Annotated in this window: 12 protein-coding genes; 4 read left to right on the forward strand and 8 right to left on the reverse strand. The window is 48.0% G+C overall.

Annotated elements, in window-relative coordinates:
- Window positions 1–189 precede the first annotated feature (189 nt).
- Window positions 190–651, reverse strand: a complete 462-nt coding sequence (locus H6570_20005; GenBank protein ID MCB9321574.1) for an Lrp/AsnC family transcriptional regulator — start codon at window positions 649–651, stop codon at window positions 190–192.
- Between the two features lie 188 nt (window positions 652–839).
- Here H6570_20005 and H6570_20010 point away from each other — a divergent pair, with 188 nt between their 5' ends.
- Entirely contained in the window at window positions 840–1,967 is a 1,128-nt protein-coding gene (locus H6570_20010; protein ID MCB9321575.1) for a histidine decarboxylase, read from the forward strand.
- Window positions 1,968–2,044: 77 nt separating this feature from the next.
- Here H6570_20010 and H6570_20015 read toward each other — a convergent pair whose 3' ends face one another.
- Both H6570_20015 and H6570_20020 read right to left on the reverse strand, forming a co-directional pair.
- Window positions 2,045–2,770 carry a hypothetical protein gene (locus H6570_20015; GenBank protein ID MCB9321576.1) on the reverse strand — a complete coding sequence of 242 codons (726 nt, stop codon included), beginning with the start codon at window positions 2,768–2,770 and terminating at the stop codon, window positions 2,045–2,047.
- Between the two features lie 95 nt (window positions 2,771–2,865).
- Window positions 2,866–4,077: a LysM peptidoglycan-binding domain-containing protein gene (locus H6570_20020; GenBank protein ID MCB9321577.1), complete on the reverse strand. Its 1,212-nt coding sequence runs from the start codon at window positions 4,075–4,077 to the stop codon at window positions 2,866–2,868.
- 266 nt (window positions 4,078–4,343) lie between these two features.
- Between H6570_20020 and H6570_20025 the strand changes: the two genes are divergently transcribed.
- The gene (locus H6570_20025) at window positions 4,344–4,946 is read left to right on the forward strand and encodes a DUF937 domain-containing protein (GenBank protein MCB9321578.1); all 603 of its coding nucleotides are present in this window, start codon (window positions 4,344–4,346) and stop codon (window positions 4,944–4,946) included.
- A 57-nt stretch (window positions 4,947–5,003) separates the two neighbouring features.
- Here H6570_20025 and H6570_20030 read toward each other — a convergent pair whose 3' ends face one another.
- Window positions 5,004–5,444: an energy transducer TonB gene (locus H6570_20030; protein MCB9321579.1), complete on the reverse strand. Its 441-nt coding sequence runs from the start codon at window positions 5,442–5,444 to the stop codon at window positions 5,004–5,006.
- Window positions 5,445–5,509: 65 nt separating this feature from the next.
- Entirely contained in the window at window positions 5,510–6,076 is a 567-nt protein-coding gene (locus H6570_20035) for a hypothetical protein (GenBank protein MCB9321580.1), read from the reverse strand.
- A 69-nt stretch (window positions 6,077–6,145) separates the two neighbouring features.
- Here H6570_20035 and H6570_20040 point away from each other — a divergent pair, with 69 nt between their 5' ends.
- Window positions 6,146–7,324: a prolipoprotein diacylglyceryl transferase gene (locus H6570_20040; protein ID MCB9321581.1), complete on the forward strand. Its 1,179-nt coding sequence runs from the start codon at window positions 6,146–6,148 to the stop codon at window positions 7,322–7,324.
- 27 nt (window positions 7,325–7,351) lie between these two features.
- Here H6570_20040 and H6570_20045 read toward each other — a convergent pair whose 3' ends face one another.
- Window positions 7,352–8,362: a hypothetical protein gene (locus tag H6570_20045; protein MCB9321582.1), complete on the reverse strand. Its 1,011-nt coding sequence runs from the start codon at window positions 8,360–8,362 to the stop codon at window positions 7,352–7,354.
- A 12-nt stretch (window positions 8,363–8,374) separates the two neighbouring features.
- Window positions 8,375–9,502 carry a glycosyltransferase family 4 protein gene (locus H6570_20050; protein ID MCB9321583.1) on the reverse strand — a complete coding sequence of 376 codons (1,128 nt, stop codon included), beginning with the start codon at window positions 9,500–9,502 and terminating at the stop codon, window positions 8,375–8,377.
- A gap of 80 nt (window positions 9,503–9,582) precedes the next feature.
- On the opposite strand from H6570_20050, the gene nadB reads away from it, so the two are divergent.
- The gene (gene nadB, locus H6570_20055; protein ID MCB9321584.1) at window positions 9,583–11,187 is read left to right on the forward strand and encodes an L-aspartate oxidase; all 1,605 of its coding nucleotides are present in this window, start codon (window positions 9,583–9,585) and stop codon (window positions 11,185–11,187) included.
- Window positions 11,188–11,397: 210 nt separating this feature from the next.
- Here the strand turns inward: nadB and H6570_20060 are convergent, their stop codons facing one another.
- Window positions 11,398–11,865, reverse strand: coding sequence for a regulatory protein RecX (locus H6570_20060; protein ID MCB9321585.1), 468 nt, complete (start codon window positions 11,863–11,865; stop codon window positions 11,398–11,400).

Below are 11,865 nucleotides of genomic sequence, written 5' to 3' on the forward strand. Positions count from 1 at the left end.
ACACACCTCGAACCATATTCCCCATACCTCGAACCACATACCACATTCCGCATACCTCCTTAATAGTTAATGGGTTAATAAGGGGATAGGTTAATAGGTGATGACCGAAACTCATTGGCTCCAAAAATCCGGGTGGCCATAAAACCATAATTCCACAAAACCATGTTCCTATACAACCATGATTCCATCTCAATCCAGATCCACCGGTAATGCCGTGGTTTGTTTCAGCGTATTGATCACAAAGGAGGTATGGACCTGGGAGATCATAACGGACGAAGCCAGTTTGTTGACGATGAAGTCCTGGTAGTGGTGCATGTCCTTGACCATGACCTTAAGTAAAAAATCGTAATTACCGGCTACATGGTGGCACTCCACGATTTCCGGGTACTGCATAATCGATTCCCGGAAAGCATCCAGTAAATCACGGACATGTTCTTTTAAGGAGACATGGCAATACGCCATCAGCGGCAAGCCGACTTTATCCGGGTCCAGCAGCGCGACATACCCTTTGATGATCCCCTGCTGTTCCAGTTTGCGGATCCGCTCATACGTTGGCGTGATGCTCAATCCAACGCGGCTGGCAAGCTCCTTGCTGGTCCATTTCGCATTTTCCTGAAGAAGCTGTAGGATTCGTTGATCGGTGGCGTCCATAGTCTAGAAATTTTTTCGGTGAACTGAATACGGCAAGGCAAACTTTACGGCTGGCCTTCAATTGGCACTGCTAAAATAGTTATTTTTTCTGCTTGTTTGTACATGTATAGTAGCATCACTAACAAATGCACAATATTTGTGGTTATAATTACTAGATAACATTGAAATAACCGAAAAAATAAACGATCATGGATGCGATGCTGAATAACCTGTTGCGCAGGCTTCATAGTGAATCAAAGAACTCGATTGGCTATCCGGTATCCCGGGATTTTGATTACAGTGCCTTGGCACCATTTCTGGAGGTGGCCATCAATAATATCGGCGATCCATTCCTGGAGGGCGCCTATCACCTTGAGACGCATGCCATGGAACGCGAAGTGCTCGACTTTTATGCCCGTGTATTCCGTGCAGAGCCGAATCAATACTGGGGTTATGTGACCAACGGAGGCTCGGAAAGTAATCTTTATGGTTTGTACCTGGCACGCGAGCTGTATCCAAAGGGTATGGTATATTACTCGGAAGCCACGCATTATTCGGTGCAAAAAAACATCCATCTGTTAAACATGCCCAGCATTGCCATCCGGAGCCAGGAGAACGGAGAGATCGATTACGACGATTTGTATCAGACCATCCTGCTTAACCGCCAGCAACCGGTCATCATGCTGATCAATGTGGGCACCACCATGATGGAAGCCATTGACGACCTGAACCGCATCCGGGAGATCCTGCGTAAACTGGCAATCCATCACTTTTACATTCATGTCGATGGCGCCCTCGCCGGTGCTTATGCGGCCTGGCTGGATCCGAAACCTGCATTTGACTTTGCGGACGGGGTTGACAGCATCGCCATCAGCGGACATAAATTCATCGGCAGCCCATTCCCTTGCGGCGTGGTCCTTACCAAAAAACAACACCGCGACCGCATTGCCCGCTCCATATCATACATCAACAACCTGGATACCACCATTTCCGGATCCCGCAATGGGCATGCACCGCTCTTCCTCTGGTACACGCTGAGCCAGCTCGGAGAGGCCGGTATGCAGCAACGCCTGAAACACAGTCAGCGAATGGCAACGTACCTCCTGACCCAATTGCGCCTGATGGGTATCCAGGCCTGGAAAAATGAAGGCGCCATCACCGTTGTTTTTCCGGCTCCCGGCAAGGCTATCCGGGATAAGTGGCAATTGGCCACGGACAACGGGAATTCACACGTCATCTGCATGCCTCATGTGAGCTATAAACAACTGGATGCTTTTCTGGCAGACATGAAAGCAGTTCCAGCGACAAAAGGCCAGGAGATTGCAGTAAGTGTATAATGTTGAGGATGTAAAGGTGTTTTGGACAGCAAATTACTTATTAACTCATCCGCCTATTAACTCATTAACTTTTTCCATCAGTCAATATAAACCACCTTATGGATGAAGCGCAAGCCCAGGCTGAGCTCAAAGGATATATTCTTGACGCGGCGCTCCTGCAGGGAAATCAAAGAACCGGGATTATAGGGATCAACCACATTGGATAGTGCCGGTTGATAATATTGCCGGCTTAAATCCGGATGAAAGCCAAATTCAAGGACGCCTTCAATCAGGTCGCTGAAAGGAATTTCCATGCCTCCCAGCAAGCTTACCCCGTAATTCCAGTGTAGCGTGAAGCCGTCGAGAGGATAGATGGGATAAAACTGATTGATGTATTCGTATTGGGAGAGATTGGTCGAGATGGTGTATTCACCTCTAATCCCTAAGCCGTAATAGGCTTTAAACCAACCACCGTCGTAAAAGCGCTGTTTGGCGCCTACCTGAACGGAAGCATTGTTAAAAATGAACAAATTGGTCGGCAATTGATAATGGTCCCCGCTTACCGTCAACACCCGCTGCCGGCGCAAAGTACTGCCCCGCTGGTGAAATCCGGCCTGGATGTACAGTGAAAAAGGAGAATCTTCCTCGTAAGTTTCGCTCTGGACATCACCGTGAAAGCCAAAAAGAGCGGAATTGCCCCCAAACCCGGACCATTTCTGAAATCCGGCGGTGAGCCCGCCTTTTACCGTGTAAACTGCTCCCTGGCTTATGGCAACCTGGCCACAAAATATTAACAGAACGGAGATTAAAAACGTGTACCGCATGGTATCAAATTTACAATGCAGGAATAAAAAAAGCGGTAAAAGCAAGGATAACCGACCAAGGTTAACATCTTCTACCGCCTATTCATCCATTGTGCCTACAATTTGACCTGGAGTACTTGTCCTATATGGATTTGCGTACCATCCAGTTTATTCATTTCTTTTATCCGATCAATACTGACGCCAAATCTTCTGGACAAACCGTAAAGGGTATCTCCGGACTTGACCGTATAATGTACGACCTCCTGTTGCTCAGACAACTGCCTTTCGGGATGTGTCTCGATGGTCGGGACCAATTCCGGCTCGGCCGGTGCTTCCCAGTTTAGGCCTTCCGGCTTGGGATTGGTATTTGGCAACTCTTGTTGTACAGGTATGAGTTCGACCATAGACCTCAGTTTAGGCTGGTATTGTTTATCCGGCTTGTTGCGCAGAAAGATCTTTGCTCCTTTTGCCGGTTCTGTATTCTTCTGCATGTGGTTACGTTCGTACAGGGCATCGAGTTTAACACCGTAGCGCTGAGAGATCTCCAGCATGGTCTCACCTTCCTGGACCACGTGATATTTTTTCTTCCCACGGTAACTTTTCCGTTTGGGTTGTAAATACACGATGGTATTGGGAGACAATTTCTGATCCGAGTTGGTGATGCCTTCGTTGTACTTCAGGATCCGGTTTATCGAGATACCGGTACTTTCAGATACATCACTGACCCGCTCATCGAGGGAGGTGTAATACACCTTGGCATCGTTGATGTACCGCCCGGTAGCAAACGATTCAAGCGAAATTTCATCGGCAAGCATCAACCATTGTTCCGGATCTTCGGTTCGTAAAACCCGGTCCAGCGCCTGCAGATTGAATGTCTCGATGATATCGATCAGCCGCTGCGGATAACTGGGATCCGAGGCATAGCCTGCCTTCTTCAAACCATACGCCCATCCTTTGTAATCCCCGGATTTCAATTTGAATAAAAAGGAATACCGGGGCTGGGACACCAAAAAATCGGAATGAGCCATAAAGGACTCCTCCGGAGTGTTGTAAGCCCGGAAGCAGGATTGGATCAGTTTGCCGCGATGGTAATCATCGTCTTTGCGGTAAACGGTTTTGCCATCCCAATTGCTTCCACATTTGATCCCAAAATGGTTGTTTGAGGTTTTGGCCAGCACACTGGTACCTGCCCTTGATTCCAAAATAGCCTGAGCCATTTTCACACTGGCAGGGATACCCGTTCGATTCATCTCTTGTATCGCAATCGATTTGTAGCGTTCAATATACATTACACGCTCCTCTCTGCTTGCTTGGGCAACTTGGTACATTAGGCTCAAACTTAGCATAAAAACAAGCCGTGATTTCATATTAAACTGTTTTTAGAGATTTGACTGGTTATTAATTATTTGTTTACACATTACAATATTTCGTAATGTATCCAAATACCGTACCAGTTTGTATTAAGACTTGTCTTTATATGAAAATGGAGGAGGCAATTAATTCCGGCAATCCACTTGATAAAGCGTTACATTTGGAACAACTAACCGTCTTATAAAAGGAATTATTTCAAAGAACTTCTTAAAATCATAGCGTAATGAATATTACCGATTTACTACAAGGCAATCTTCCAGAAGGCCTCCTACAGACCATTTCCAAACAAATAGGTGACAACGATGTCAACCAGACACAGGTTGCTGCACACAGTGCACTTTCGGCAATCACCTCGGCTATTGCCCGCAATGCCGCGACGCCGTCAGGAGCCAATTCGCTGGTATCTGCCCTGGACCGTGATCATGATGGCAGCATCATGGACGACCTGGCCGGATTTCTTACCGGCAGCAGGCAACCAACCAATACAGCCATGTTAAACGGATCTGGCATTCTGAGCCATGTGCTGGGAAATAACCAATCCAATGTGGTGGATATGATCACCAAGATGAGTGGGATGGATAAATCGAAAGCAGGTTCACTACTGACCATGTTAGCCCCGCTGGTGATGGGTGCACTGGGAAAAGCCCGCAATCAGCAAGGATTGGGTGTGGGTGACCTGACCAACCTGTTGCGGAATACCGTTCAGACGGAAACACAGCAAAATCAACATGCCAGCCTGATCAACCGCTTCCTGGACCAGGATGGCGACGGATCGATCATGGATGACCTGGCCAACATCGGAATGAAATTCCTGAGCAGAAAATAATCGCCTTATCAGGCATTAGACCGGATAAAAGAGCTGCAGGTATTCCTGTGGCTCTTTTTATTTGGGCTCGTCAAAGGTAATGGTGTACGAATAACCGCCGGTAGCCGGCGCAGGGTTGTCCGCTTTTGGCGATTCTGAATATTGATACAAATAGGCCGGCTTGGTCTTGACCACCTTTGGTGGATGGAAGTGAATATTAATGGTCTTGTGAAATTCAACCCGGAGATGACGTGGTTTCTTCACCTCAAATTTTAGCAGGCGGACAACCCGTTCTGCTTCTTCGTCACATCCGAAACCCAAATGTTTGATCACCCTGACATCGGTGACATTTCCCTGGTAATCGATGGTGTAGCGCAATTGGACGGTGCCCTGAATCAGGTGTTCTGCCGCTTCCGCCGGGTATTTGAGTTGCTTCCGGATAAAGTCTGACATCGCCTTCATACCACCCGCGAAATAGGGCTTATGAATAAACTGTTTATCCTTTTTCGGTTCGCTCATCGCATGGAAAATCGATACAAAGTAACGAACACCCGGTCAATATACCGTGTTGATGCCCGCCCGGTCTAAAAAAAGAATCCGGCCGATAGCGTCCAGGCACGCCGTTTGGACCGATCAATGGTCCGGAAAACGTCATCGGTGCCATGTACATAAAGCACATCCAGGGTGAAAAACCTGAATTCAATGCCGGTACCGCCTTCCAGGGAGAAACTGACGTCCCGGAGATCGTCTTCGTTTAGTCCCAGACTGTTTGGGTCAGTAGAAAGCGGAAACCAGGCGCCGCCACCCCCGTATACCTTCCATTTAAACCACTCACCCCGGATAATCCGCTCACCCAGATAGAAATTACATTTCAGCCCATGGATAGAGGGCGTTTTTACATTTAGCTGCCAATTGTGATTTTGAGCCTCCAGCGAGGTGACCTGATAATGGACACCCGGCATCAGGATAAAGGTATGGTCGTCCAGGATCGCATCCAGTCCCAATTGATAGCCGGTGTAGTCCCCTGCACGGTTATTATCGTAGGCATAGGTATTCAGAGCCAATTTCAGGTTGACTCCACTCTGTCCGGAAAGGCGACAAACTGTCAGCAAGGCAACACTGCATAACCACTGCCAATATCCCCGTGGCATCACGTTGTTGTTTATGAATTAACGGTCAATTACCGCACCAATGTGTATTTTTGAATCTGAATCGCGATTATGTACCCGAATCTGTCTTACTTTTTCCATGATTTATTTGGGACCGAACCGGATAATTTTCTTTCGGTCATCAACACGTTTGGATTCTTCCTGGCCCTGGCATTCCTGGCCGCCGGCTATGTCCTGTACCTTGAATTCAGCCGGATGGAAAAAGCAGGTATCCTGCATTTTCAAACACGCGAGATTGTTGTCGGTGAAAAACCACAGACCGGGGACATTATCTGGAATGGCGTACTGGGATTCGTCCTCGGGTACAAACTGATCTACCTCTTTCAGCATTACCGGGAAGTGGAGGGTGATGTAGCATCACTGATCTTTTCAGGCAAAGGAAACTGGGGTGCCGGTATACTGCTGGCCATCGCTTTCGCTGCTTACCGCTACTGGGATGTCAACCGGCGAGCGCTGCCCAAGCCTGAGCGCAAAACCGTCAAGATCTATCCGCATGACATGGTTGGAGATATCGCGATCACGGCAGCGGTCAGCGGGATCATCGGAGCGAAAGTTTTTGCACTTTTTGAAGGCCCCAATTCCTTTTCACACTTTATCCAAGATCCCCTGGGGCAGCTGTTTTCCGGAGCTGGATTAGCTATCTATGGTGGTTTGATCGTTGCTTTCACGGTAGTGTTCTGGTATGTGCGTAAGCGTGGATTACCAGTCATCCGGGTCATGGACGCTGCAGCGCCGGCGATGATCATGGGTTATGCAGTCGGACGTCTGGGCTGCCAGTTTGCCGGAGACGGTGACTGGGGCATCGCCAATACGGCTGCCAAGCCAGGCTGGTTTTTTCTGCCAGATTGGGCCTGGGCTTACGATTATCCCCGCAATGTGCTGAATGATGGCATTCCCATTGATGGTTGCATCGGTCACTATTGTCATCATCTGGCGACTCCGGTATTTCCTACACCCCTCTACGAGGTCATCGCATCCCTGATTATCTTCGGGATACTTTGGTTATTGAGAAAACGGATATCAATTCCGGGTATGATCTTTTTTATCTACTGTATCCTGAATGGCATCGAGCGCTTTTTCATTGAAAAAATCCGTGTCAATGAAACCATGCATGTACTCGGTATGGAAGCCAGCCAGGCTGAGATCATCTCGACGCTGGTTTTTGCATTGGGAGTTATCGGAGCAATTCTTCTGTGGCAGCGAAGCCGGTCAAAACCCGTTGCTTCCTAGGCAAGTTCTCGGCAGCTAATCCCTGACCTAATTTTTCGGCCAGGCCATGCAGTCCTTCGTAAATATCTGATTGGACCGGCGCTCATCACGGATCAAATCAAAGCCATCTTCCAGATAAAGCCTCATCTGCTTTTTATCGCGTTCTCCCAATCCCGGGCAAGCATCGATTTCATCATACATGGTGTTTTCTTTGGCCAGTAGAATTTCCCTGGCATCCCGGACCTGACCTTCACTCAGGCAATAGCTGCGATTGTACCGTTCCGTCACTTTTTTAATGGGTAAACTTTCATGTGGTACAGCATATGAAGCATTGACTAGTCCGGAATAATCAAAATCGTAAGGAACTGGATAAGGCAGTTGGTTTTCCGTGCGAATAATGCTCATGTTGTGTTGATTTCCGATTGCCCAATCGGTATTTCCAATCACATACTGAAACACGGTGATGACACTTAGCAAGGTAGAATCCATGATCTTATTCAGGGTTATTTTGGGTTCATACATCTGTCCGTGCAAATTGGCGGCAAGTTCTTCCTCTGGTTCGATCAGAAAGCCCATGCGGGTATAGGTTGCTTTGGGTTTGGTGATGTCCACATACGTGATAGGTACCATCTGGGTGCGGAAGGAGATATCCGTCAGTGTCCGGTAAAGACCATAGATGAGGTATTCTTTCCACAGCAACGCCTCATAATCATCGGTGTTTCGGCAACAGTTCACCAGCTTTACCGTGTTCGGTTCTGGAATATGGAGTGTTTTTTTTGAGAATTTTAACTTAATGGGAGGATAATAACAAATGGACTGTCGCGAATTACCCCGTGCTCGCAGTTCAATATCAAAGGTATCTGTACCATTATCCATCTCCAGGATCAACTGACCGTTCTGATAGATCTCCTTGGACTTATCTTTGATCAGTTTACGGAAATCGGTTTGGATGGTCATGGCCTTAACCGTTGTGTCGGTTATGCGGTCGTAAATGTAATTTTGCGAATAACCAGCCAGTGTGATCAGTGTAAGCAGCAATACCAAACCATATCGGATCATAATCATTCTGAATTACCGTCCACTTAAATTAAGTAATTCCTGATAAATCAAAGCAGCAGACCTATCCCAGCTAAATTTTGCTACCTGTTTATCAACCTTATTAATCCAAGTTAAATCCTCCGGATTGTGATCCACAGCCCGGACCATGCCATCGCAGATCGATGTTGTCAGTAATGGATCAACGTAGACCGCAGCATCACCGCCTACTTCAGGTAAAGATGACGTGCCGGAGATAACCGGAAGGGTATGGCAGGACAAGGCTTCCAGGACTGGCATTCCGAAACCTTCCAACAGGGATGGATAAACCAACGCAATTGCTCCCCGGAACAATGCTGCCATCCGTTCATCCGGTATCATCCCGGTAAGATGAATGTATCCCCGGAAGGGATGCTGTTCCAGCTTCGTTTTAATCGAGGCAGCATTCCATGCCATACGTCCGGCAAGGACAAGATGAATATCCCGGGTATCCTTTTCCTTGAAGAGTCGGAAAGCATCCAGAAAGCGTTCAATATTTTTGCGGGGATGCATGGACCCGACATATAAGAAATAGGGCTTACCATCCGACACCTGGTCCCGGATAGCCTGGTTTTGGGAGGGATCTGCGGAATGAAATACCGGCCTGCATCCATTGTAGGCAACAGTAACCTGATCTGCAGGCAACCCAAATTGCGTAGTCAGGTCTTTTTTGGAATATTCGGACACGGTTATCAGGTGATTCGCCCGCCGGATGTATCTGGGCATCATCAGCTGGTAATAGGTACGCATCAGAAATGGTATGTGCTCCGGAAAGTGAAGGTAAGCGAGGTCATGTATGGTCAACAGAGTAGGTATTTGCGTCCGCAAAGACAAAAAGCCATCGGTTGAATAAAAAACATCCGGTTTGATCCTGTCCAATGCCCGGCAGACGGACCATTCAAACCAGATGAAAAACAATACCGGGTGCCGGGCGGGAGGAGCAAGGACCACGGGATGTACATTGGGGCCAAATAAAAACTTGCGGTGGCAGGGTCTGTCAAAGAAAAAATAGAACGAATCTTCCTGATGGGAGGCTACCATGCGGCGCAGGATCTCGTAGGTATGCCAGCCGATACCTTCCAGTTTATTGTCCAGGAGAAGCCGGGTATTAACTGCAATTTTCATTACCTTTCCACTGCATTACAGGCCAAACTTAAGAAACCGGAAGGTAACCAAATTCACACCACGAAAGCACTTTATCCGTCATGACACACACATCCGATGTACTTATTTTAGGTTCCGGCGTTGCCGGGTTGAGCGTGGCAATCAAGCTTGCAATGTTGCGCCCAGATCTGAACATTCAGGTACTCACCAAAACGGACGATAACGAAAGCAACACCCGATATGCCCAGGGTGGGGTAGCTGCAGTGTGGGATTTCGAAAAGGATACCTATGAAAAACACATCGCGGATACGCTGGATGCCGGTGATGGATTGTGTGATCTGAGTGTAGTAGAAATCGTGGTGACTGAAGGGCCTGAGCGTGTCAAGGAGATTATTGGATGGGGTACCCGCTTCGATAAAAACCAGGAAAATGACTACGATCTGGGTCGCGAAGGCGGGCATACCGAAAACCGGATCCTGCACTATAAGGACCTGACCGGATGGGAGATCCAGCGGGCGTTGCTAGAGAAAGCGGCTACCTTACCGAACATCGTCATTCATGAGCACTTCTTTGCCATCAACTTGCTGACACAGCACCACCTGGGATACAACATTACCCGGGCTACGCCCAATATATCCTGTTACGGCGTTTACGCCCTTAACAAGAAAAGCCACCATATTGAGACTTTCATCGCTAAAAAGACGGTGTTATGTACCGGCGGCGCCGGACAGATCTATCGCAATACAACGAACCCAACCATTGCTTCCGGTGACGGCATTGCCATGATGTACCGGGCTAAAGGCCGCATCGCCAATATGGAATTTGTCCAGTTTCATCCGACCGCTCTGTTCAACCCGGCCGGTGAAAACCCGGACTTTCTGGTCTCAGAAGCAGTAAGAGGTTTCGGTGCTATCCTGAAAACCAAAGACGGCAAGGAGTTTATGCAGCGGTATGACCCGAGAAAATCCCTGGCACCCCGGGATATTGTCGCACGGGCCATTGACAATGAAATGAAGGTACGCGGGGACGATTACGTCTGCCTGGACTGCACTCACCTGGATAAAGAAGCATTCATCAACCATTTTCCGACCATCTACGAAAAATGTAAAAGTATTGGCATCGACCCGATGAAGCAAATGATACCCGTGGTGCCGGCCTGCCACTATTTCTGCGGAGGCATCCTGATCGATACCATCGGCAAAACATCGCTGGATCATCTCTATGCGGCCGGTGAGTGCACCTGCTCCGGATTACATGGGGCCAACCGCCTGGCTTCAAACTCGCTTCTGGAGGGATTGGTGTTTGGTGATCGTATCGCCCAGGACATCGCGCAAAACATCGATGATACAGCCCTCCAGACGGAAATTCCGGAGTGGAACGCCGAAGGAACCACGGCACCGAATGAAATGGTTCTCATCACCCAGAGCTGGAAAGAGCTGAAGGAGATCATGAGTTCTTATGTCGGTATCGTCCGCAGCAACGTGCGGTGTAAACGGGCCATGGATCGTCTGGACTTGTTATTCAGGGAAACTGAAATGCTTTACAATACCTCCGTTTTGTCACCACAACTCTGTGAACTGCGCAACCTGATCACCATCGGGTACCTGGTCACCCGCTCGGCAAGTATGCGGCGGGAAAGCCGCGGCCTGCACTTCACCACCGACTATCCGGATAAGCATCCCTTTTTGGAGTATACCTATCTATAAATTTGAGATTTGAGATTTGAGATTTGAGATTTGAGATTTGATTGAATATTTTTTCTAAATAATGATGTTATTTTAGATAAATCATCTCTTATTTAAGATTTTGTATTAGATATTTACCGTTGATTGCTATAATCTTAGACGTTCATCCTACTGTTAGGATGAATTTTGTATCTCAAATTGCCCATGTTCCGGAATTCGGACTTTTGTTCCTTATTCCTCAATTTCCAGCGTTTCAACAGCGTTCCAGACGATGTCGTGTTCAAATCCCCGGCGACGCAGTGCATCATAGACTTTTTTCCTGATCTGGGGTGCCGGTAATCGGGAGGAAATGAAAGGTTGGGCTATTTTAGTGGCCTGATCCTGCGCTGACGTCCGGTATTCTTCCTCATCGATCTCCTGCCATGCTCTACGCATAATGTAGTCTGACAGTTCATGACGGGCCAGTTCACGGGCAATCTTTTCCCGGCCCCAGCCTTTCATCCGGAATTTTCCCCGAACAAAGCTCCGTGCAAACCGTTCCTCATTAAGGAAGTCCTGCTGGATGAGTTCTGTCAGGACAGACTCCAGGTCTGCACCATAGATCTTTAACTGGATAAGTTTTAACCTGACTTCAAGATGTGAACGGTCCTGTCCGGCACAATACCGGAGAATTTGCTGTTTTTTCTTCGGATCGATCAT

This window comes from Lewinellaceae bacterium (assembly GCA_020636135.1).
Taxonomy (GTDB): domain Bacteria; phylum Bacteroidota; class Bacteroidia; order Chitinophagales; family Saprospiraceae; genus JAGQXC01.

What these genes read in the sequence shown, in the direction of transcription:
- H6570_20040 (MCB9321581.1), top strand. Translation starts at nt 6,146, where the DNA reads ATGTACCCGAATCTGTCTTACTTTTTCCATGATTTATTTGGGACCGAA.
- H6570_20050 (MCB9321583.1), bottom strand. Translation starts at nt 9,502, where the DNA reads ATGAAAATTGCAGTTAATACCCGGCTTCTCCTGGACAATAAACTGGAA.
- H6570_20025 (MCB9321578.1), top strand. Translation starts at nt 4,344, where the DNA reads ATGAATATTACCGATTTACTACAAGGCAATCTTCCAGAAGGCCTCCTA.
- H6570_20035 (MCB9321580.1), bottom strand. Translation starts at nt 6,076, where the DNA reads ATGCCACGGGGATATTGGCAGTGGTTATGCAGTGTTGCCTTGCTGACA.
- H6570_20005 (MCB9321574.1), bottom strand. Translation starts at nt 651, where the DNA reads ATGGACGCCACCGATCAACGAATCCTACAGCTTCTTCAGGAAAATGCG.
- H6570_20015 (MCB9321576.1), bottom strand. Translation starts at nt 2,770, where the DNA reads ATGCGGTACACGTTTTTAATCTCCGTTCTGTTAATATTTTGTGGCCAG.
- H6570_20045 (MCB9321582.1), bottom strand. Translation starts at nt 8,362, where the DNA reads ATGATCCGATATGGTTTGGTATTGCTGCTTACACTGATCACACTGGCT.
- H6570_20020 (MCB9321577.1), bottom strand. Translation starts at nt 4,077, where the DNA reads ATGTACCAAGTTGCCCAAGCAAGCAGAGAGGAGCGTGTAATGTATATT.
- H6570_20010 (MCB9321575.1), top strand. Translation starts at nt 840, where the DNA reads ATGGATGCGATGCTGAATAACCTGTTGCGCAGGCTTCATAGTGAATCA.
- H6570_20060 (MCB9321585.1), bottom strand. Translation starts at nt 11,865, where the DNA reads ATGATCGATCCGAAGAAAAAACAGCAAATTCTCCGGTATTGTGCCGGA.
- H6570_20030 (MCB9321579.1), bottom strand. Translation starts at nt 5,444, where the DNA reads ATGAGCGAACCGAAAAAGGATAAACAGTTTATTCATAAGCCCTATTTC.
- nadB (MCB9321584.1), top strand. Translation starts at nt 9,583, where the DNA reads ATGACACACACATCCGATGTACTTATTTTAGGTTCCGGCGTTGCCGGG.